General features: G+C 66.2%; 16 protein-coding genes and 1 tRNA gene. 9 read left to right on the forward strand and 8 right to left on the reverse strand.

All coding sequences use genetic code 11. The features are described 5' to 3' along the window. Nucleotides 1–16: 16 nt before the first annotated feature. The 9 genes from ileS (at nt 17) to BMZ17_RS13130 (ending at nt 10,940) form a co-directional block, all read left to right on the forward strand. Nucleotides 17–2,848: an isoleucine--tRNA ligase gene (gene ileS / locus BMZ17_RS13090; protein ID WP_093139736.1), complete on the forward strand. Its 2,832-nt coding sequence runs from the start codon at nt 17–19 to the stop codon at nt 2,846–2,848. Further along, nucleotides 2,845–3,348 (forward strand): signal peptidase II, encoded by a 504-nt coding sequence (gene lspA, locus BMZ17_RS13095; RefSeq protein ID WP_093139739.1) that lies wholly within the window; start codon nt 2,845–2,847, stop codon nt 3,346–3,348. The genes ileS and lspA overlap by 4 nt, the downstream gene beginning before the upstream one ends. A 7-nt stretch (nt 3,349–3,355) precedes the next feature. Next, the gene (ispH, locus tag BMZ17_RS13100; RefSeq protein WP_093138998.1) at nt 3,356–4,306 is read left to right on the forward strand and encodes a 4-hydroxy-3-methylbut-2-enyl diphosphate reductase; all 951 of its coding nucleotides are present in this window, start codon (nt 3,356–3,358) and stop codon (nt 4,304–4,306) included. A 35-nt stretch (nt 4,307–4,341) separates the two neighbouring features. After that, nucleotides 4,342–4,417: transfer RNA gene (locus BMZ17_RS13105), tRNA-Thr, on the forward strand. A gap of 400 nt (nt 4,418–4,817) precedes the next feature. Further along, nucleotides 4,818–5,894: a ubiquinol oxidase subunit II gene (cyoA, locus tag BMZ17_RS13110; RefSeq protein ID WP_093138999.1), complete on the forward strand. Its 1,077-nt coding sequence runs from the start codon at nt 4,818–4,820 to the stop codon at nt 5,892–5,894. Nucleotides 5,895–5,896: 2 nt separating this feature from the next. Next, complete coding sequence (cyoB, locus tag BMZ17_RS13115) at nt 5,897–7,894, forward strand: cytochrome o ubiquinol oxidase subunit I (protein WP_093139742.1); 1,998 nt, start codon at nt 5,897–5,899, stop codon at nt 7,892–7,894. A 1-nt stretch (nt 7,895) separates the two neighbouring features. Then, complete coding sequence (gene cyoC, locus BMZ17_RS13120) at nt 7,896–8,519, forward strand: cytochrome o ubiquinol oxidase subunit III (RefSeq protein WP_093139000.1); 624 nt, start codon at nt 7,896–7,898, stop codon at nt 8,517–8,519. Further along, complete coding sequence (cyoD, locus tag BMZ17_RS13125; RefSeq protein ID WP_093139001.1) at nt 8,519–8,863, forward strand: cytochrome o ubiquinol oxidase subunit IV; 345 nt, start codon at nt 8,519–8,521, stop codon at nt 8,861–8,863. The genes cyoC and cyoD overlap by 1 nt, the downstream gene beginning before the upstream one ends. Nucleotides 8,864–9,041: 178 nt before the next feature. Next, complete coding sequence (locus BMZ17_RS13130) at nt 9,042–10,940, forward strand: M61 family metallopeptidase (protein ID WP_093139002.1); 1,899 nt, start codon at nt 9,042–9,044, stop codon at nt 10,938–10,940. 111 nt (nt 10,941–11,051) lie between these two features. On the opposite strand, the gene BMZ17_RS13135 is transcribed toward BMZ17_RS13130, so the two are convergent. The 8 genes from BMZ17_RS13135 to lpxD form a co-directional block, all read right to left on the reverse strand. After that, on the reverse strand, nt 11,052–11,801 hold the full coding sequence (locus tag BMZ17_RS13135) for a tetratricopeptide repeat protein (protein WP_093139003.1): 750 nt from the start codon (nt 11,799–11,801) through the stop codon (nt 11,052–11,054). 173 nt (nt 11,802–11,974) lie between these two features. After that, nucleotides 11,975–12,934, reverse strand: a complete 960-nt coding sequence (locus tag BMZ17_RS13140) for an acetyl-CoA carboxylase carboxyltransferase subunit alpha (protein ID WP_093139004.1) — start codon at nt 12,932–12,934, stop codon at nt 11,975–11,977. A gap of 88 nt (nt 12,935–13,022) precedes the next feature. Then, nucleotides 13,023–16,592, reverse strand: a complete 3,570-nt coding sequence (gene dnaE / locus BMZ17_RS13145) for a DNA polymerase III subunit alpha (protein WP_093139005.1) — start codon at nt 16,590–16,592, stop codon at nt 13,023–13,025. A gap of 163 nt (nt 16,593–16,755) precedes the next feature. Continuing rightward, entirely contained in the window at nt 16,756–17,373 is a 618-nt protein-coding gene (locus tag BMZ17_RS13150) for a ribonuclease HII (protein ID WP_093139006.1), read from the reverse strand. Continuing rightward, on the reverse strand, nt 17,370–18,599 hold the full coding sequence (gene lpxB / locus BMZ17_RS13155; RefSeq protein WP_254775294.1) for a lipid-A-disaccharide synthase: 1,230 nt from the start codon (nt 18,597–18,599) through the stop codon (nt 17,370–17,372). Before lpxB ends, BMZ17_RS13150 begins: the two co-directional genes overlap by 4 nt. A gap of 17 nt (nt 18,600–18,616) precedes the next feature. Then, complete coding sequence (gene lpxA, locus BMZ17_RS13160) at nt 18,617–19,402, reverse strand: acyl-ACP--UDP-N-acetylglucosamine O-acyltransferase (RefSeq protein WP_093139008.1); 786 nt, start codon at nt 19,400–19,402, stop codon at nt 18,617–18,619. A 4-nt stretch (nt 19,403–19,406) separates the two neighbouring features. Continuing rightward, a complete protein-coding gene (fabZ, locus tag BMZ17_RS13165; RefSeq protein ID WP_093139009.1) occupies nt 19,407–19,874 on the reverse strand; it encodes a 3-hydroxyacyl-ACP dehydratase FabZ in 468 nt (155 codons plus the stop codon). After that, a complete protein-coding gene (gene lpxD, locus BMZ17_RS13170; protein WP_093139010.1) occupies nt 19,871–20,899 on the reverse strand; it encodes a UDP-3-O-(3-hydroxymyristoyl)glucosamine N-acyltransferase in 1,029 nt (342 codons plus the stop codon). Before lpxD ends, fabZ begins: the two co-directional genes overlap by 4 nt. Between the last annotated feature and the right edge of the window lie 80 nt (nt 20,900–20,979).

The following is a 20,979-nucleotide window of genomic DNA, read 5'->3' on the forward strand; positions in this document are numbered from 1 at the left end:
CGAGAACCTGATTTCCGTGAGCACCGACTACAAAGCCACCCTGCAACTGCCGGCCACGGAATTCCCGATGCGCGGCGACCTGCCCAAGCGCGAGCCGGACACGCTCAAGCGCTGGTACGACCAGGATCTGTACGCCCAGCTGCGTGCGAACGCCAAGGGCCGTCCGCTGTTCGTGCTGCACGATGGTCCGCCGTACGCCAACGGCCAGATCCACCTGGGCCATGCGGTCAACAAGATCCTCAAGGACATCATCGTCAAGTCGCGCTATGTCGCCGGCTTCGATGCGCCCTACGTGCCGGGCTGGGATTGCCACGGCCTGCCGATCGAGATCGCGATCGAGAAGAAGTGGGGCAAGGTCGGCACCAAGCTCGACGCCAAGCAGTTCCGCGCCAAGTGTCGCGAGTACGCCGAAGAGCAGATCGACATCCAGCGCAAGGATTTCAAGCGCCTGGGCGTGATCGGCGATTGGGACAACCCATACAAGACGCTGAACTTCCGCTTCGAGGCCGACGAGATCCGCGCGCTGGCCAAGGTTGTGGCCAACGGCCACCTGCTGCGCGGCGCCAAGCCGGTGTACTGGTGCTTCGACTGCGGTTCGGCCCTGGCCGAGGCCGAGATCGAATACCAGGACAAGGTGTCTCCGGCGATCGACGTCGGCTACGCCGCGCGCGATCCGCAGGCGCTGGCTGCGGCATTCGGCGCGCAGGTCCCGGCCGGTGTCGAAGTGGCCGTGCCGATCTGGACCACCACGCCGTGGACGCTGCCGGCCTCGCTGGCCGTCAGCCTGGGCCCGGACCTGGATTACGTGCTGGTCGAAGGACCGGCCCGCAACGGCGCGCCGCGCTGGCTGGTCATCGCACAGGCGCTGGCCGAGCGCGCGCTGGCGCGCTATGGCGTGACCGAGGTGGTCGTGAAGGGCCACGCCAAGGGCGCGGCGCTGGAACACCTGCTGCTGGCCCATCCGTTCTACGCCCAGCGCGATGTCCCGCTGATCCTGGGCGACCACGTCTCGGCCGAAGACGGTACCGGTGCGGTCCACACCGCGCCCGGCCACGGCCAGGAGGACTACGCGGTCAGCCTGAAGTACGGCCTGGTCGACCAGTACACCGCGGCGCAGATCAATCCGGTCGACGGGCGCGGCGTGTACCTGCCGTCCACGCCGGCGTTCGACGGCACCGAGCTGGCCGGCATGCACATCTGGAAGGCCAACGACACCATCGTCGAGCTGGCCCGTGCCAATGGCGCGCTGCTGGCCTTCCATCCGCTGACGCACAGCTATCCGCACTGCTGGCGCCACAAGACGCCGGTGGTGTTCCGCGCGACGCCGCAGTGGTTCATCTCGATGGACCAGGCCAACCTGCGCGCCGATGCGCTGGCTGCGATCAAGAACGTCGGCTGGTTCCCGACCTGGGGCCAGGCGCGCATCGCCAGCATGGTCGACGGGCGCCCGGACTGGTGCATCAGTCGCCAGCGCACCTGGGGCGTTCCGATCGCGCTGTTCGTGCATCGCGAAACCCACGAGCCGCATCCGCGCAGCGTCGAGCTGATGGAGCTGGTTGCGCAGAAGGTGGAGCAGGCCGGCGTCGATGCCTGGTATGACCTGGACGCAGCCGAACTGCTCGGCGCCGAAGCGGCCGACTACGACAAGGTCACCGACATCCTCGATGTCTGGTTCGACTCGGGCGTGACGCACGAAGGCGTGCTGCTGGAGCGTGGCTTCGGCAAGCCGGCCGACCTGTACCTGGAGGGCTCGGACCAGCATCGTGGCTGGTTCCAGTCCTCGCTGCTGACCGGCGTGGCGATCGACAAGGCTGCGCCGTACAAGCAGTGCCTGACCCACGGCTTCACCGTGGACGAGCACGGCCGCAAGATGTCCAAGTCGCTGGGCAACGGCATCGAGCCGCAGGACATCATGAAGAACCTGGGCGCGGACATCCTGCGCCTGTGGATCGCCAGCGCCGACTACAGCAACGAGATGTCGCTGTCACAGGAGATCCTCAAGCGCAACGCCGACGCTTACCGCCGCCTGCGTAACACCGCGCGCTTCCTGCTCAGCAACCTCAACGGCTTCGACCCGGCCGTGCATTGCGTGGCGCCGGAGGACATGGTCGCGCTGGATCGCTGGATCGTGCATCGCGCGTACGAGCTGCAGGAGAAGATCAAGGCGGCCTACGAGCGCTACGACTTCGCCTCGATCGTGCAGGCGCTGCTGAACTTCTGCAGCGTGGACCTGGGTTCGCTGTACCTGGACGTGACCAAGGACCGCCTGTACACGATGCAGGAAGATTCGCGCGGCCGCCGCAGCGCGCAGACCGCGATGTACCACATCGCCGAAGCCTTCGTGCGCTGGATCGCGCCGATCCTGAGCTTCACCGCCGACGAGATGTGGGGCTACCTGCCGGGCAAGCGCCTGGACAACGTGCTGTTCTCCACTTTCTACGACGGCCTGGCGCCGCTGCCGGCCGATGCAAAGCTGTCCGCGGCCGATTTCGACGCGCTGCTGGGCCTGCGCGAGCAGGTCGCCAAGGTGCTGGAGCCGATGCGCGCCAGCGGAACGATCGGCGCGGCACTGGATGCGGAAATCGCCATCACCGCTGGCGCCGAGACGGCGCGGCGCTGGCAGGCGCTGAGCGATGAGCTGCGCTTCCTGTTCATCAGCGGCGATGTCACCGTGACCGCGGCGCAGGCCGATGAACTCTTCGTGCTGGCCACGCCGACCACCAAGCCCAAGTGCGTTCGGTGCTGGCAGAAGCGCGCCGATGTCGGCGCCTATGCCGCGCATCCGGAGCTGTGCGGCCGCTGCGTGGACAACGTCGATGGCGCAGGCGAGGTCCGCCAATGGTTCTGACCGCGCGTCCCAAGCCCAGCGCGCTGGTGTGGCTGGTGCTGTCGGTGGTGGTGATCGTGCTGGACCAGTGGTCCAAGGCCTGGGTGCTGGCCAGCCTGCCGGAATTCCAGGCGGTGAAGGTCATCGACGGGTTCTGGAACTGGTACCGCACCTATAACACCGGCGCGGCCTTCAGCTTCCTCAGCAATGCCGGCGGCTGGCAGATCTGGTTCTTCACCGCGCTGGCCATCGGCGTGTGCGGCCTGCTGGGCACCTGGCTGTCGCGCACCGCGCGCGGCGACTGGCGCGTGGCCCTGCCGTATTCCCTGGTGATCGGCGGTGCGCTGGGCAACGTGATTGACCGGCTGATGCACGGCCACGTGGTCGATTTCATCCAGTGGTACGTGGGCGACCATTACTGGCCGTCGTTCAACATCGCCGACTCGGCCATCGTCTGCGGCGCGGTCGGCATCGCCGCGTTCAGCCTGTTCGACGGCAAGCGCCGCGCCAAAGCGGGATAATGTAGGTATGGACGTCCTGCTCGCCAATCCCCGTGGTTTCTGCGCCGGTGTCGACCGCGCGATCGAGATCGTCAAGCGCGCCATCGAAACCTTGGGCGCGCCGATCTATGTGCGCCATGAGGTGGTGCACAACCGCTTCGTGGTCGACGACCTCAAGCAGCGCGGCGCGATCTTCGTCGAGGAACTCGACGAGGTGCCCGACCACAACACGGTGATCTTCAGCGCCCACGGCGTTTCCCAGGCCGTGCGCCAGGAGGCTGAGCGCCGCGGCCTGAAGGTGTTCGACGCGACCTGCCCGCTGGTGACCAAAGTGCATCTGGAAGTGGCGCGCCATTGCCGCGCCGGGCGCGATGTGGTCCTGATCGGCCACGCCGGGCACCCGGAAGTGGAGGGCACGATGGGTCAGTGGGACCGCGAGCGCGGCACCGGGCGCATCTATCTGGTCGAGGACATTGCCGGCGTGGCCACGCTGGAGATCGACCAGCCGGAGAACTTCGCCTACACCACCCAGACCACGCTGTCGGTCGACGACACCGTGGGCATCATCAGCGCGTTGCGGGCCAAGTACCCGGCCATGCAGGGGCCGAAGAACGACGATATCTGCTACGCCACGCAGAACCGCCAGGACGCCGTGCGCGACCTGGCCAAGGAATGCGACCTGGTCCTGGTGGTGGGTTCGCCCAACAGCTCCAATTCCAACCGCCTGAGCGAACTGGCACAGCGCGATGGCGTCGAGTCCTACCTGATCGACGGCGCGCACGAGATTGATCCCAACTGGATCACCGGTAAGAAGAAGGTCGGCGTCACCGCCGGTGCTTCGGCGCCCGACGTGCTGATCGACGGCGTGATCCAGCGCCTGCGCGAACTGGGCGCAGGCAACGTCAGCGAGCTGGCCGGCGAGCCGGAAAGCATGGTGTTTGCGCTGCCCAAGGAGCTGCGCCTGCAATTGGTCAATTGACCGATCGCGGTGCGATCCCTAGAATTCGCGCTCCCGCCGGAATAGCTCAGTTGGTAGAGCGGCGCATTCGTAATGCGTAGGTCGTAGGTTCGATTCCTATTTCCGGCACCAGCATCATTTCAAGAAGCCCCGTCGCAGCGTTGACGGGGCTTTTCTTTTGCGCGTTCGGTGGCGGCGCGACGTGTTGCTGTGATCGCTGGCAGCTTTGCCAGGGGAGGGCGGGTTAAACTCGCCCGGTGTGTCGCGTTCGCGACGCCTCCCGAGCATTTCGATACGGAATGTCCCGCATCCAGGCGCCTGATCAGGCGAGATTGCGGCAAGGCTGACGGAAAAGCATCGGGCAAGGGATTTCCTAGATGCTGCGGGGCAGCATAAAATAGTGCGGTTCTAGCACTTGCCCCGCCTGCATCCGGCCCCTTGTGGCGTCCGTGTTGCGCGACAGTGTTGCGGGCGACCAGTGCATCGGCCGTCCGCCTAGGTAGCCGATTTTCTTCTCGCAACTGGATAGACCATGTCCCTGCTGAAGCTTCCTGGACGACTGCGTCCATGGATTTTGCTGGCAAGTGTGTTGTTTCTCGGCGGATGCCAGTCCGCCATCCTGAACCCGAAGGGTCAGATCGGCATCGACGAGCGCAACCTGCTCGTCACCTGCACGGTCCTGATGCTGCTGGTGGTGGTGCCGGTCATCGTGATGACCCTGGTGTTCGCCTACCGCTATCGGGCCTCCAAGCAGAACCGCTACGAGCCGGAATGGCACCATTCCACGCCGATCGAAATCGTCGTGTGGGCCATCCCGTGCGTGATCATCGTGGTGCTGGGCGTGCTGGTGTGGCGCTCTTCGCACGCACTGGACCCGTACCGTCCGCTGGATTCGGACGTGGCGCCGGTGACGATCGAAGCGGTGTCACTGGACTGGAAGTGGCTGTTCATCTACCCCGACCAGAACATCGCCACGGTCAACGAGATCGCGTTCCCGGAAAAGACCCCGCTGAACTTCCGGATCACCTCCGATTCGGTGATGAACTCGTTCTTCATCCCGCAGCTCGGCACGATGATCTATTCGATGGCCGGCATGGAAACCAAGCTGCACCTGATCGCCAACGAGCAGGGCACCTTCCGTGGCCTGTCCTCGCATTACAGCGGCAAGGGCTTCTCGGGCATGCATTTCAATGCCATCGCCACCGACCAGGCCGGCTTCGACGCCTGGGTCGCCAAGGTCAAGGCCTCGGGCCAGAGCCTGGACGCGGCGGCTTACGCCGAACTGGCCAAGCCCAGCGAAGACGTGGCGCCGACCTATTACGCCTCGGCGCAGCCTGACCTGTTCAACACCATCATCGCCAAATACATGATGGGTTCGCACGGCAAGGGCGGGCACAAGATGCTCGGCATGGACAACAACGCCGAGCCGGGCACCGAAGCGGCCGCGCAGGCCCACGCCCACGACGGCGGCTACGCCACGCCGGCGCCGGGCCAGGCCGATGGCCACGACATGCATTCGATGGATTCCATGCCCGGCATGGGAGACATGCACCACGACGACGCCCAGGCGCCGGCGGGTGAGACGCAGAATCCGCAGGAGAAGCACTAATGTTGCTGGGCAAACTTACGCTCGAATCGATTCCGTATCACGAGCCGATTCTGATCGCGACCGCAGCGGGCGTTGGCCTGGGCGGCGCCGCGGTCCTGGGTCTGATGACCTATTTCAAGCTGTGGGGCTGGTTGTGGCGTGAATGGTTGACCTCGGTCGACCACAAGAAGATCGGCGTGATGTACATCGTCGTGGCACTGGTCATGTTGCTGCGCGGTTTTGCCGACGCGATCATGATGCGCATCCAGCTGGCGCTGGGCCATGGCGGCAGCGAGGGCATCCTGCCACCGCATCACTACGATCAGATCTTCACCGCGCACGGCGTGATCATGATCTTCTTCATGGCCATGCCGTTCCTGACCGGCCTGGTCAACCTGATCGTGCCGCTGCAGATCGGCGCGCGCGACGTGGCCTATCCGTTCCTGAACTCGCTCAGCTTCTGGCTGTTCGTGGCGGGCGTGGTGCTGATCATGCTGTCGCTGTTCGTGGGCGAGTTCGCCCAGACCGGCTGGCTGGCGTTCCCGCCACTGTCGGGGCTGCAATACAGTCCAGGCGTCGGTGTCGACTACTACATCTGGGCGCTGCAGATCTCCGGTCTCGGCACGACGCTGACGGGCATCAACTTCCTGGTGACCATCTTCAAGATGCGCGCGCCGGGCATGACCCTGATGCGCATGCCGATCTTCACCTGGACCGCGCTGATCACCAACATCCTGATCATCGCCGCGTTCCCGTTCCTGACCGTCACTCTGGCGCTGCTGGCTGCCGACCGTTACCTGGGCACCCACTTCTTCACCAATGACGGTGGCGGCAACGCCATGATGTACATCAACATGATCTGGATCTGGGGCCACCCGGAGGTTTACATCCTGATCCTGCCGGCCTTCGGCGTGTTCTCCGAAGTGGTGTCGACCTTCTCGCGCAAGCCGCTGTTCGGCTACACCTCGATGGTGTGGGCCACCAGCGCGATCGGCGTGCTGTCCTTCATCGTGTGGCTGCACCACTTCTTCACGATGGGCTCGGGCGCCAACGTCAACGCGTTCTTCGGCATCACCACGATGATCATCGCGGTGCCGACCGGCGTGAAGATCTTCAACTGGCTGTTCACCATGTTCCGTGGCCGCATCGAGATGACCTCGATGATGTACTGGACCGTGGGCTTCATGATCACCTTCACCATCGGCGGCATGACCGGCGTGATGATGGCGATCCCGGCCGTGTCCTTCGTGCTGCACAACTCGCTGTTCCTGATCGCGCACTTCCATAACGTGATCATCGGCGGCGTGGTGTTCGGCTACCTGTGCGGCCTGACCTACTGGTTCCCGAAGGCCTTCGGCTTCAAGCTGATCGACAAGATCGGCAAGGCCTCGTTCTGGTGCTGGATCGTCGGCTTCTTCGTCGCTTTCACCCCGCTGTACGTGCTGGGCTTCCTGGGCATGACCCGTCGCCTGAACACCTACAACAACCCGGAGTGGGTGCCGTGGCTGTACGTCGCTGCCTGCGGCGCGCTGATCATCGGCTGCGGTATCGCCCTGAACTTCATCCAGATCGGCTGGAGCATCTTCAAGCGCAAGGAAAATCCGGACCTGACGGGCGACCCGTGGGATGGCCGTACGCTGGAGTGGGCAACCTCTTCGCCGGCGCCGTTCTACAACTTCGCGCACCTGCCGGTGATCCGTGGCCTTGACCAGCATTGGATCGACAAGCAGGCCGGCACCGCCTACCAGCGTCCGACCCACTTCGAAGACATCCACATGCCGCGCAACACCTCGATCGGCGTGATCATGGGCGCCTTCAGCGTGCTGCTGGGCTTCGGCATGATCTGGCACATTTGGTGGATGGCCATCATCGGCCTGGTCGGCATGATCGGCGCCTACATCGCGCGCACCTTCGACGAGGACACCGATTACTACGTGCCCGCCGCCGAAGTGGCTGCGATCGAAAATGCACGCTTCGACCAGCTCGACGCACTGCGCGCTTCCAAGACGGGAGCCCTCTGACATGTCCGCGAGTACTTCGATGAGTCACCACGACGACCACGCTGCTGGTCACGACCACGGCCACCACGACGCCGGCGCCAACGCCGTCTTCGGGTTCTGGGTCTACCTGATGAGCGACTGCCTGCTGTTCTCGGGCCTGTTCGCTGCTTACGCCGTGCTGTCCGGCGCGACCGTGGACGGTCCGACGGCCAAGGAACTGTTCGACCTGAAGTTCGTGCTGGGCGAGACGTTCCTGCTGCTGTTCTCCAGCCTGACCTTCGGCCTGGCCATGATCGGTGCCCACAAGGGCAGCAAGGGCCAGCTGCTGGGTTGGCTGCTGGTGACCTTCCTGCTGGGTGCCGGCTTCCTGGGCATGGAGCTCTATGAGTTCCACCACCTGATCGAAGAAGGTGCCGGCCCGGGTCGCAGTGCGTTCCTGTCGGCGTTCTTTACGCTGGTGGCCACGCACGGCCTGCACGTCACCTCGGGCATGATCTGGATGATCGTGCTGGTCATCCAGGTCCTGATGCGCGGCCTGACGCCGAAGAACATGACCCGCCTGTCGTGCCTGAGCCTGTTCTGGCACTTCCTGGACATCATCTGGATCGGCGTCTTCACTGTTGTTTATCTGCTGGGAGCCCTGTGATGAGCGGTCCTGTCCATCATTCCGATGACCATGCCCACGCGGGCGCTTCGCACGGCGACGTCAAGTCGTACCTGATCGGCTTCGTCTGGGCCGTGGTGCTGACGGTGATCCCGTTCGCGCTGGCCATGACCGGGTTCTTCCCGGCCGGCGTCACCGCCGGCATCGCCGCGCTCTGCGCTGCGGTGCAGATCGTGGTGCACCTGGTGTACTTCCTGCACATGGACCGCACCGCCGGTCAGCGCGGCAATGTGCTGGTGTTCCTGTCCACGGTGCTCATCATCGGCATCGTGATCGTGGGCACGCTGTGGGTCATGCACAACATGAACGCGAACATGATGCACTGAGGCAACCGGCCCATCGGTTTCGCCTTGAAAAGGCCGCCCGCGGGGGCGGCCTTTTTGCTTGCAGGGCGCAGCGTTGGCAGGGCGACCATGACCAATGGCAGGAACGTCAGCAACCCGGCAGGCGATACGATCGACGACTGCCTCAAACCCCCTCTCGCCCCCGTTTCTTGGAGTTGCCATGAAGATCCACGCGTCCCCCATCGCGCTGGCCGTGCTGTGCGCACTGGCCGGTACCGCCCAGGCCCAGTCCACCTCGCAGACCCCTGCGCCGCAGGACATTCCGTATCCGGGCACGCTGCGCTTGGACGTGGACGCCACCGATCTGAATCGCCGCATCTTCAAGGTGCGCGAGACCATGCCGGTCAAGCCGGGCGAGCTGACCCTGCTGTATCCGCAGTGGATCCCGGGCAACCACAGCCCCAGCGGCCAGATCAACAAAGTCGCCGGCCTGACCTTCACCGTCAACGGCAAGAAGCTGGAGTGGAAGCGCGACCAGTACGACGTGTACGCGTTCAAGGTGCAGATCCCCGAAGGCGCCAGCGAGCTGCAGGTCGAGTTCCAGTACCTCTCGCCGCTGGCCCCAAGCCAGGGCCGCGTGGTGATGACGCCGAGCATGCTCAACCTGCAGTGGAACCTGACCACGCTGTATCCGGCCGGCTACTACTCGCGCCAGATCCCGGTGCAGGCCAGCGTCAAGCTGCCGGCCGGCTGGTCGTATGCGACTGCCGCTGAAACGGCGACCAAGACCGGTGACACGATCCAGTTCAAGGAACTCAAGTGGAACGTGCTGCAGGACTCGCCGCTGTTCGCCGGCAAGTACTACAAGCAGTTCGACCTGAGCGTGGGGCAGACGCCGGTCAAGCTCAACGTATTCGCCGACGAGCCCAAGTCGCTGGACGCCAAGCCCGAGCAGATCGCCAAGCACAAGGCGCTGGTCGAGCAGATGTACAAGATGTACGGCGCGCACCACTACGACCACTACGATTTCCTGTTGGCGCTGACCAAGCAGATGGGCGGCATCGGCCTGGAGCACCACCGTTCCAGCGAGAACAGCGGCAGCCCGGATTACTTCACCAAGTGGGACGAGACCTGGGGCGGCCGCGACCTGCTGCCGCATGAGTTCAACCACTCCTGGGACGGCAAGTTCCGCCGCGGCGCGGACCTGGCCACGCCCAACTTCAACGTGCCGATGGGCGACAGCCTGCTGTGGGTGTACGAAGGCCAGACCCAGTTCTTCGGCTACGTGATGGCCGCGCGTTCGGGCCTGTGGTCCAAGGACCAGACGATGGATTCGCTGGCCAATGTCGCGGCGACCTACGCCAAGGGCCGTCCGGGCCTGGAATGGCGTCCGCTGCAGGACACCACCAACGATCCGACCATCAACCGCCGTTCGCCGCAGGCTTACCGCAACTACCAGCTGAGCGAGGACTACTACTCCGGCGGCCAGATGGTGTGGCTGGAAGCCGACGCCAAGCTGCGTGAGCTGAGCAAGGGCAAGAAGTCGATCGACGATTTCGCCAGGGCCTTCTTCGGCATGGACAACGGCAGCTACGTGGTCAAGCCGTACGACTTCGAGGAAGTGGTGTCCACGCTCAACGGCGTCGCCGCCTACGACTGGGCGACCTTCCTGCGTGATCGCCTGGATGGCCGCAAGCCGCTGACCGGCGGCATCGAGGCCAGCGGCTGGAAGCTGGTGTTCAACGACAAGCCCAGCGCCGCGGTGAAGTCGGGCGAGACGCGCGGCAAGTACGTGAACCTGACCTATTCGCTGGGCATGGCCGTGGGCAACGACGGCAGCGTCGGCGATGTGTTGTGGGACGGCCCGGCCTTCCAGGCCGGCATCGCGCCGGAGATGAGCATCGTGGCCGTCAACGGCGCTGCGTTCTCCGCCGATGCGATCAAGGACGCGGTCACCGCGGCCAAGACCGACAAGGCGCCGATCGAACTGCTGGTCAAGCGCTTCGACCGCTACGAAACCTTCAAGATCGACTACCACGGTGGCCTGCAGTATCCGTCGCTGGAGCGCATCGCCGGCACCACCGACACGCTGAGCGAGCTGCTGAAGCCGCGCAAGTAAGCGCTGGAGTTGCGTCGTCGCGACAGGAGTCGCGACGACGATCGGACAGGAAAAAGGCCGCATTGCGCGGCCTTTTTCTTTTGCATTGCGTGCGGACGAGAACTTCTTGGCTCAACCGCCGATCGCCGCCAGCTCGCGCTTGGCGATTTCCAGCCAGGCCTTCTGTTCGCGCTTGTAATAGCCGGGCGCGGTCTGCGAGCGCTGCAGGCTTTCGCGGAACTGCGCGGCGGCCTGTTCGGTGTGGCCGCCTTGGCGCAGCAGCTGGCCGTAGCGCACGCGGGCTTCCTCGCCGGGATAGCCGCGCGAGACGTTGTCGAAGCGCTGCAAGGCTTCTTCGGTGGCGCCGGTCTCGGCCAGCACGCGTGCGTGCAGCAGGTCGGCCTGGTGCGAGCGGTATTGCGGATTGGCGGCTCGCAGGGACTGCAGCGTCTGCAGCGCATCGGCCGGCTGGCCGAGGCCTTGCTGCGCCTGGGCCAGGCCGAGCATCAGATCCGGATCATCGGCGTACAGGCCCTTGAGCGCGCCGCGATAGGCGGCCTCTGCACTGGCAAAATCGCCGGTGCGCAGACTTTCCTCGGCCAGGCGGCGGCGGTTCTCGGGCGTATCGGCGACCTGCAGCTGGCGGTTGGCATCGCGTGCACCGCGGCCGGGATCGAGCTGCGCGCGGACCTTGCGCATCGCGCGCTGGCCGGATGGGTCATGGCGCAGGTCGGGGATCACCGCGGCGATCACGTACACCAGCACCGCCAGGTACGAAAACATCATCAGGAAGATCATCCAGTACCAGGGCCGGCCACTACGCGCGACATGCACGCAGCAGGCGACCTGCAGGGCAATGGACAGGATGAGGATCGGGCTCATGCGGCAAGACACTCCGGTCTGGCGGGTCGCCATGTCGCAGGACATGGCGCCCTGGTGGATGGAACGCACCGGTCACTGACCGGCGGCTCGCCTGCAGGTTCCCTTGCGTGGCGAGCGATGCTGCAGGTATTTCGCGCCGGGTCAGTTGGACGCCGGCGCGTTGAGGCGAGGACTCAGATCGTCTCGTACGCGCCGTAGCCGCGCAGGCGCTCGTAGCGGCGCTGCAGGAGGGCGTCGACCGGCACGTTGTCCATCGCGTCCAGCTCGCCGATCAGCACGGCCTTGAGGCGGGTGGCCATGGCGCGCGGGTTGCGGTGGGCGCCACCGGTGGGCTCGCGCACGACCTTGTCGACCAGGCCCAAGCCGTGCAGGCGCTTGGCGGTCAGGCCGAGCTGTTCGGCCGCGTCCTTGGCCTTGCCGGCGTCCTTCCACAGGATCGAGGCGCAGCCTTCGGGCGTGATGACCGAGTAGGTGCTGTATTCGAGCATGATCGTGCGATCGCCCACGCCGATCGCCAGCGCGCCGCCGGAACCGCCTTCGCCGATCACGGTGCAGATGATCGGCACCTTCAGCTCGGCCATCTCGATCAGGTTGCGCGCGATGGCTTCGGACTGGCCGCGCTCTTCGGCATCGATGCCCGGCCACGCGCCGGCGGTGTCGATCAGGGTGATGATCGGCAGGCCGAAACGCTCGGCCATCTTCATCAGGCGCAGCGCCTTGCGGTAGCCCTCGGGCTTGGGCATGCCGAAGTTGCGCATGATCTTCTCTTTGGTCGCGCGGCCCTTCTGGTGGCCGATGATCATGACCGAGCGGCCATTGATGCGGCCCAGGCCACCGATGATGGCCTTGTCGTCGGCGAAGGCGCGGTCACCGGCCAGCTCCTGGAACTCGTCGCAGAACACCTTGATGTAATCGGCGGTGTAGGGACGGGCCGGGTGGCGCGAGAGCTGCGAAACCTGCCAGGGTGTCAGGTCGCGGAAGATCTGCGCGGTGCGCAGGCGCAGCTTGTCCTGCAGGGCGCGCACTTCGGTATCGACATTGACCGCAGGGCCGGCGCTTGCGCTGCGCAGCTCCTGGATCTTGGCTTCCAGGTCGGCGATGGGTTGTTCGAAATCGAGGTAGTTTGGATTCATCGACAAGCGGTCGGCCGTAAAAAGGGAAGTTTAGCCGAAGGCGCGCAAAGGCCCCGTACCCGGCAGTGTGGTGGCGTGTGAAAGGCGCTCAATGCGCCCAGGGGCGGTGGCCCATGGCCATCTTGACCGCGCGCACGCCGGGCAGCTCGCGAAGGGTGCCGACCAGGTCGGCATCCACGCGCACGGACTGGCTGCCGTTGATTTCCAGCATGCCGGCCACGCCGCCGGGCAGCAGCAGGTCCAGGCGCAGGCTGGTCTTGCCGGGGCGGCGCTCGGCCAGCAGTGCTTCGATGCGCTCCAGCACGCCCGGCACGCGCAGGTCCAGGCGCATGGAGAGCTTCTGCGACTGCTGCACCAGCTGTGCGTAATCCCAGCAGTGGCGCAGGCGCAGCGCGTAGCCGCCGTTGAATTCGTCCTCGCGCAGGTCGCCCTTGACCACCAGGATGCGATCGCGCGTGAGCAGGTGGCCAAACTCGCCCATCGCATCGGAGAACGCGCTGCATTCCACCCGGCCGCGGCCGTCTTCGAGAGTGACGAAGCTCTGGCTGTCGCCCTTCTGGCGAACCGCCACGACCTTGCCGGCCAGCACCGCGACCACGCCCGGGCGCCATTTCTTCTCGCCGCCGCCACCGCCGTTGAACGGATTGCCGACGATGGTCTCCAGGCTGCCCAGATCGTTGCCGACCAGCGCCTTGAGATCGTCGCGATACGGATCCATCGGATGGCCGGACAGGTAATGGCCCAGGGTGTCGCGCTCGGCCTGCAGCTTGTGCGCCAGCGGCGCCTCGTCGCATTCGGCCAGCTCGATGTGGATGTCGTCGCCCGCCGCGCTGGAGCCGAACATGTCGACGATGCCGGCGTTGCGGTTCTTGGCAAGCTGGTCGACGGCCTTCATCACCTCGGGCAGCTGCAGCATCAGCGAGGCGCGGTTGCGGCCCAGCTCATCCAGCGCACCGGCGTTGATCATGGCTTCCAGCGTGCGCCGGTTGAGCTTGGCCGAGCCGACGCGCTTGCAGAAATCCAGCAGGTCCTTGAATTCGCCACCGGCCTTGCGCTCGGCGACGATCGCCTCGCAAGCACCCTGGCCGACGCCCTTGATCGCGCCCAGGCCGTAGCGCACGGTCTTGGCATCGGTGGCCACGAACATGTAGTCCGAGTGGTTGACCACGGGCGGCAGGACGTCGAGCTCCAGTCCGCGCGCCTCGGCCAGGAAGCCGACCACCTTGTCGGTGTTGTCCATGTCCGAGGACAGCGTGGCGGCGATGAACTCGGCCGGGTAGTGCTTCTTGAGCCACGCGGTCTGGTAGCTGACCAGCGCGTAGGCGGCGGCGTGCGACTTGTTGAAGCCGTAGCCGGCGAACTTCTCCATCAGGTCGAAGATTTCGTCGGCCTTGGGACCGTTGACGTCGCCCTTGGCCGCGCCTTCGCGGAAGATCTCGCGGTGCTTGGCCATTTCGGCCGGCACCTTCTTGCCCATCGCGCGGCGCAGCAGGTCGGCGCCGCCCAGCGAGTAGCCGCCGACGATCTGCGCCATCTGCATGACCTGCTCCTGGTACACCATGATGCCGTAGGTGTCTTTCAGGATCGCTTCGGTGCGCGGGTCGGGGTAGATGATGTCTTCCTGCCCGTGCTTACGCGCGTTGAAGGAAGGAATCAGGTCCATCGGGCCGGGTCGGTACAGCGACACCAGCGCGATCAGGTCTTCGAAGCGGTCGGGGCGTGCGTCCTTGAGCAGGCGGCGCATGCCCGAGGATTCGAACTGGAACACCGCGCCGGTGTTGCCGTTGGCGAAGATGCCGGTGTAGGTCGGCTTGTCGTCCAGTGGTAGCGCGGCGATGTCCACCGGCGGGATGCCTGCGCGTTCGTGGCGCACGTTGATGGCCTTCACCGCCCAGTCGATGATCGTCAGCGTGCGCAGGCCGAGGAAGTCGAACTTCACCAGGCCGACGGCTTCGACGTCGTCCTTGTCGAACTGGGTGACCGGGTTGCGGCCCAGGCCGCCTTCGTCGTGTTCGGCGAACAGCGGGCTGAAATCGGACAGCGGCGAGGGCGCGATCACCACGCCGCCGGCGTGCTTGCCGGCGTTGCGGGTCAGGTCTTCGAGCTGGCGCGCCAGGTCCATCAGGTCGCGGACGTCGTCCTCGTCCTGGTAGCGCTGGATCAGCTCGCCCGAGGCCATTTCCGAGCTGGGGCCTTCCTTGCCTTCGCCCATCACGTCCTTGAGCGTGATGCCCAGGATGTTGGGGATCAGCTTGGCGACGCCGTCGACCAGACCGTACGGGAAGCCCAGCACGCGGCCGCAGTCGCGCACCACGGCTTTGGCGGCCATGGTGCCGTAGGTGATGATCTGGCTGACGCGGTCGCGGCCGTACTTGCGCGCGACGTAGTCGATGACCTCTTCGCGCCGGTCCATGCAGAAGTCGATGTCGAAGTCGGGCATCGACACGCGCTCTGGATTCAGGAAGCGCTCGAACAGCAGGTTGTACGGCAGCGGATCCAGGTCGGTGATCTGCAGCGCCCAGGCCACCAGCGAGCCGGCGCCGGAACCGCGGCCCGGGCCGATCGGAATGCCCTGGTTCTTCCCCCACTGGATGAAGTCGGCCACGATCAGGAAGTAGCCGGGGAAGCCCATCTTGATGATGGTGTCCAGCTCGAATTCCAGCCGGTCGACGTAGTCCTGGCGGGTCTTGCCCGGCGCCAGCGGATTCTTCTCCAGGCGCGCGTCCAGGCCGCGGCGCGATTCGGCGCGGATCCAGCTGTCCAGCGTCTCGTCGTCGGGCACCGGATAGGCGGGCAGGAAGTAGGTGCCCAGGCGCAGCTCGATGTTGCAGCGCTGCGCCAGCGCCCAAGTGTTGTCGATCGCATCGGGCACGTCGGCGAACAGTTCCGACATCTGCTCGGCCGACTTGAAGTACTGCTCGGCGCTGTAGTCGCGCGGGCGCTTGGGATCGTCCAGCACGCGACCGGAAGAGATGCACACGCGCGCCTCGTGCGCGTCGAAGCCCGAGGCCTCCAGGAAGCGCACATCATTACTGGCCACCACCGGCAGGCCGCGCGCCGCGGCAGCATGCAGCGCAAAGGCGTTGAACGCGTCCTCGCCTTCGCGGCCGGTGCGGGTCAGCTCCAGGTGCAGGTTCTCGCCGAAGGCGCGCTGCCAGTCGGCCAGGTTCTGCTCGGCCAGGTCGTGGCGGTTGCCAAAGGCCAGGCGCCCGGCCTGGCTGTTGCGGCCGATGATGCCGAACAGGCCGCTGGTGTCGTCGCGCAGCCACGCCGGATCGATCGCCACGCCATCGGTGCGGTGGCCTTCCATCCACGCGCGCGTTAGCAGGCGCGACAGGGTGAGGTAGCCGCCATGGTCGCGGCAGAGCAGGGTGATCGACCAGGGCGTGCCGTCTTCCTCGACGATGCTCACGTCGGCGCCGGCGATGGGCTTGATGCCCACCGCTTCGCACGACTTGTAGTACTTCACCAGCGCGAACAGGTTGTTGCGGTCGGTGACCGCCAGTGCCGGTGCCTGCAGCTGTACCGCGGTGCTCACCAGGTTGGGCCGCTTGGCCTTGGCCGGGAAGCCTTCGTCCGGTTTCTCGGGCACGCGGATGGTCGAATCCGCCAGCGAGAATTCGGTGTGCAGGTGGAGGTGGATGAAGCGCGAGGACATCGGGGTCAGTGTACGCAAGGCGGGGGCGGCAGGGCAGGCTTGACAGCACCCGGCCGTGCCGCGGATCGGACGGAAAACGGGCAGGCCGACGCGTGTTCAGGCGCGCAGCGTGTGGGATGGCAAGGCGGGGCGGCGCAGGCAAGCCGCGCTGCGCCGGCTGGATTCAGAACAGCGCGACCTGGCCCCGCCCGGCACGGGCCGCGGCGGCCTCGCGCACGGGCGCGAAACTGTGGCGGTGCTGCACGCAGGGGCCGTGTGCGCGCAGCGCCGCCAGGTGGGTCGGCGTGCCGTAGCCCTTGTGCGCGGCGAAGTCGTATTCGGGATGTTGATCGTGCAGGGCCAGCATCATCCGGTCGCGGGTGACCTTGGCCAGGATCGAGGCGGCCATGATCGCGCGGTCCAGGCCATCGCCGCCGATCAGCGCATGGCCGGGGCAGGGCAGGCCGGGCGGCACCTTGTTGCCGTCGATGTGGGCCACGCCCGCGACGTGAGACACGGCTTCCACTGCCAGGCGCATGCCGCGCATCGTGGCCTGGTAGATATTGAGCCGGTCGATGTCGGCCACGTCGATCACCACCACGTGCCAGGCCAGGGCGCGCTCGACGATGCGGCCATAGAGCAGTTCGCGCTTGGCGGCGTTGAGCTGCTTGGAATCGTCCAGCCCGTTGATGCGTGGACGTGCCGGATCGAACACCACCGCCGCGACGGTGAGCGGCCCGGCGAGCGGGCCGCGGCCGGCTTCGTCGACGCCGGCAACCAGCAATGCGGCGGCTTCGCTCATGCGGCCTTCGATGGCGTGGTGTGCACCAGCGCGTCGATGGCGTCTGCGGCGCGGGCCGAGGCGTCCTGGCGCAGTTCTGCGTGCAGCTGTGCGTAACGCGACTGCAGCGCATCGATCGCGGCGGGCGTCTGCAGCCACTGCAGCACGGCGGCGCTGAGGGCTTCCGGGGTGCAGTCTTCCTGCATCAGCTCGGGCGCGAGGTCGGCGTTGGCCAGGATGTTGGGCAGGGCGAAACGCTTGACCTTGAGCAGCCGCAGCGTGCGCGCGATCCACGCCGACAGCGGCGCGACCTTATAGCCGACCACCATCGCGCGCTTGGCGAGCATCGCCTCCAGCGTCGCCGTGCCCGAAGCGAGCAGGACCACATCGCTGGCCACCATTGCTTCACGCGCCTGGCCGTCCAGCAACTGCGGACGCGGCGAGGGAAACGGCGTGGCCGCCAGCAGCGGCTCCAGCGCGGCGCGACAGGCGGCGTTGGCCGCGGGAATCACGACCTGCAGGTTCGGTACCTGCTCGGCGACCAGGCGCGCGGCTTCGATGAAGGGTTCAGCCAGCCGGCCGATCTCGCCCAGCCGGCTGCCGGGCAGCACCGCCAGCACCGGCCGCGGGCTCAGGCCCAACTGCGCGCGTGCCGCGTCGCGATCGGGCACCAGCGGCAAGGCATCGGCCATCGGATGGCCGACGTAGCGCGCGTCGATGCCGTGGCGCGCGTAGATCTCCGGCTCCATCGGGAACAGGCACAGCACCAGGTCCGCGCTGCGACCGATCTTCTGCGCGCGCTTCTCGCGCCAGGCCCAGACCGACGGGCTGACGTAATGCACGGTGCGCAGGCCGCGCTGCTTCAACCAGCGCTCCACCGGCAGGTTGAAGTCCGGCGCGTCGATGCCAATGAAGACATCCGGCTGCCAGTTGACGAGCTGCTGGCGCAGTGACTTGCGCAGCTTGAGCAGGCGCGGCAGGTGGCGCAGCACTTCGGCCAGGCCCATCACCGCCAGTTCGCTGGCGTCGAACCAGGCTTCCAGCCCGGCCGCGCGCATCGCGTCGCCGCCGATCCCGGCGAACACCGCATCGGGATGGCGCTGGCGCAGCTGCGCGATCAGGTCCGCGCCAAGCGCATCACCGGAGGCTTCACCGGCGACCAGCGCGATCCGCAGGCGGCGCGTTGCGCCCGCGCCTGCGGTGAGTTCGGCCAGAGTCTGGTGGGAGGCGGTGTTGATCGTATCCATGGCGTGCATGCGTGCGCTCAGCGCAGCAGGCGACGCTCGCCACGGGTGATGAAGTCCAGCATCGCCTTGACGTCTTCGCTGCCCTGCGCCTGTTCGGCCAGCTGCTGCTGCGCTTCGGCCAGCGGCAGGCCGGCCACGAACAGAGTGCGGTAAGCGCGCTTGATCGCCGAGATGCGCTCGGCATCGAAGCCACGGCGCTTGAGGCCTTCGCTGTTGATGCCGCGCGGGCGGCCGTGTTCGTCCGCCGCGACCATGGTGAACGGCGTGACATCGCCGCCCAGCAGCGCGCCCATGCCGATGAAGGCGTGGTCACCGACGCGGCAGAACTGATGCGCACCGGAAAAGCCGCTGAAGATCACCCAATCGCCGACGGTCACGTGGCCGGCCAGCGTGGTGTTGTTGGAGAACACGCAGTGGTTGCCCACATCGCAGTCGTGCGCGACGTGCGTGTAGGCCAGCAGCCAATTGTCGTTGCCGATGCGGGTGACGCTGGTGCCGGTCACGGTGCCGCGGTTGAGCGTGACGAACTCGCGGAACACGTTGCGGTCGCCGATCACCAGCTCGGTGCGCTCGCCTGCGAACTTCTTGTCCTGCGGCTGGCCACCGACGGCGACATGGCCGACGAAATGGTTGTCGCGGCCGATGGTCGTCGGACCGGTGATCGAGCAATGCGGGCCGACGATGGTGCCATCGCCGATTTCCACCTCGGCGCCGATCAGGGTGAACGCGCCGACCTGCACGCCGGCGCCCAGTTTCGCGCCCGGGTCGATGACCGCGGAAGGATGGATCAGCGTGTCGGTCATCGGATTACTCCTTCTTGGGGGCTTCGGCGCACAGGACTTCGCAGCAGGCGGCCTGTTCGCCATCGACGCTGGCCACGCAGCTGTAGAAGGTCATGTTGCGGATCACGCGCTTGATCTCGACATTGAGCTCCAGCACGTCGCCGGGCACGACCATGCGCGAGAACTTGGCACCTTCGATCTTGACCAGGTAGAACTCGCGATCGGACGCGTTGGTATTGCGCGAGACCTGGGTGAGGATGCCGCCGGTCTGGGCCAGCGCCTCGATCACCAGCACGCCCGGCATCACCGGATGGCCGGGGAAATGGCCCTGGAAGAACGGCTCGTTCATGGTGACGTTCTTGACCGCCTTGATCCGCTTGTGCGGTTCAAGCTCGACCACCTTGTCCACCAGCAGGAACGGATAGCGGTGCGGCAGCAGCTTCAGCAGTTCTGGCATGCGGATCGGCAGCTGGATTTGGACTTCGTCGTTCATTGTTCTGAGTCTCCGCGCGCAGCCGAAGGGATGCGTCGCGCAAGGGCGTCCAGCTGGCGGAAACGCGCTGCGTTCTTGCGCCAGGTGCGGACATCGGTGATGGGAAGGGAAGAAGCGTAGACGCCGGGCTCGGTCACGGGACCGGCGACCATCGACATGGCCAGGATGGTGACCTTGTCGCAGATTTCCAGGTGGCCTGACACGCCCACCTTGCCGGCCAGCATGCAATAGCGGCCGATCTTCGCACTCCCTGCGATGCCCACCTGCGCGGCCATGGCGGTGTGCGCACCGACGTGGACGTTGTGGGCGATCTGGATCTGGTTGTCCAGGCGGACATCCTCTTCCAGGACGGTGTCTTCCAGTGCGCCGCGATCGATGGTGGTGTTGGCGCCGATCTCGCAATCGTCGCCGACCACCACGCCGCCGAGCTGGGGCACGTTGAGCCAGCGGCAATGTTCCATGGCCATGCCGAAGCCCTGCGCGCCCAGCACCGCACCCGGATGGATGCGCACGTTGCGGCCCAGGCGCACGCGTAGCACCAGGGTTACGCGTGCGACCAGCTCGCAGTCATCGCCCACGATGCAATGCTCGCCGATCACGCTGCCCGGGCCGATCACGCTGCGCTCGCCGATGCTGCTGCCTTCGCCCACGCACACGTGCGGTCCGATGCTGGCGCTGGCGGCAATCTGCGCGCTGGGATGGATCACTGCGGTGGGATGGATACCGGCTGGGCGCTCGAACTTCGATTCGAACAGCTCGGAAACCTTGGCGAAGGCCACGTGTGGATCCTTGGCCACCAGCGCGGTGCCGCGCACGCCTTCGACGTGGTCGGGCGAGACGATCACGATGGAGGCCTGCGTGGTGGCCAGCAGCTCGGCGTAGCGCGGATTGGCCAGGAAGGCGAGTTGTCCGGGTTGCGCGGCGGCCAGCGTGGCCGCGCCGGTCACGGCGACCTTCGCATCGCCATGCAACGTCAGGCCGAAGCGCTCAGCCAGGTCACCGGCGGTATGGGGGGATGTGCTCATTCAGGGATTTTACCCCGAGCCCGCACCGCACAAACGAAGGCCCGGACAAGCCGGGCCTCGTCGTGCCAGCGCGAGCGCCG

Source organism: Pseudoxanthomonas sp. GM95 (assembly GCF_900109775.1).
Lineage (GTDB): Bacteria > Pseudomonadota > Gammaproteobacteria > Xanthomonadales > Xanthomonadaceae > Pseudoxanthomonas_A.

Excerpts from the sequence above, each read along its gene's own strand:
- cyoC (WP_093139000.1), top strand. The coding sequence starts at position 7,896 with ATGTCCGCGAGTACTTCGATGAGTCACCACGACGACCACGCTGCTGGT.
- lpxD (WP_093139010.1), bottom strand. The coding sequence starts at position 20,899 with ATGAGCACATCCCCCCATACCGCCGGTGACCTGGCTGAGCGCTTCGGC.
- dnaE (WP_093139005.1), bottom strand. The coding sequence starts at position 16,592 with ATGTCCTCGCGCTTCATCCACCTCCACCTGCACACCGAATTCTCGCTG.
- BMZ17_RS13130 (WP_093139002.1), top strand. The coding sequence starts at position 9,042 with ATGAAGATCCACGCGTCCCCCATCGCGCTGGCCGTGCTGTGCGCACTG.
- fabZ (WP_093139009.1), bottom strand. The coding sequence starts at position 19,874 with ATGAACGACGAAGTCCAAATCCAGCTGCCGATCCGCATGCCAGAACTG.
- BMZ17_RS13135 (WP_093139003.1), bottom strand. The coding sequence starts at position 11,801 with ATGAGCCCGATCCTCATCCTGTCCATTGCCCTGCAGGTCGCCTGCTGC.
- ispH (WP_093138998.1), top strand. The coding sequence starts at position 3,356 with ATGGACGTCCTGCTCGCCAATCCCCGTGGTTTCTGCGCCGGTGTCGAC.
- cyoA (WP_093138999.1), top strand. The coding sequence starts at position 4,818 with ATGTCCCTGCTGAAGCTTCCTGGACGACTGCGTCCATGGATTTTGCTG.
- BMZ17_RS13140 (WP_093139004.1), bottom strand. The coding sequence starts at position 12,934 with ATGAATCCAAACTACCTCGATTTCGAACAACCCATCGCCGACCTGGAA.
- cyoD (WP_093139001.1), top strand. The coding sequence starts at position 8,519 with ATGAGCGGTCCTGTCCATCATTCCGATGACCATGCCCACGCGGGCGCT.
- lpxA (WP_093139008.1), bottom strand. The coding sequence starts at position 19,402 with ATGACCGACACGCTGATCCATCCTTCCGCGGTCATCGACCCGGGCGCG.
- lpxB (WP_254775294.1), bottom strand. The coding sequence starts at position 18,599 with ATGGATACGATCAACACCGCCTCCCACCAGACTCTGGCCGAACTCACC.
- BMZ17_RS13150 (WP_093139006.1), bottom strand. The coding sequence starts at position 17,373 with ATGAGCGAAGCCGCCGCATTGCTGGTTGCCGGCGTCGACGAAGCCGGC.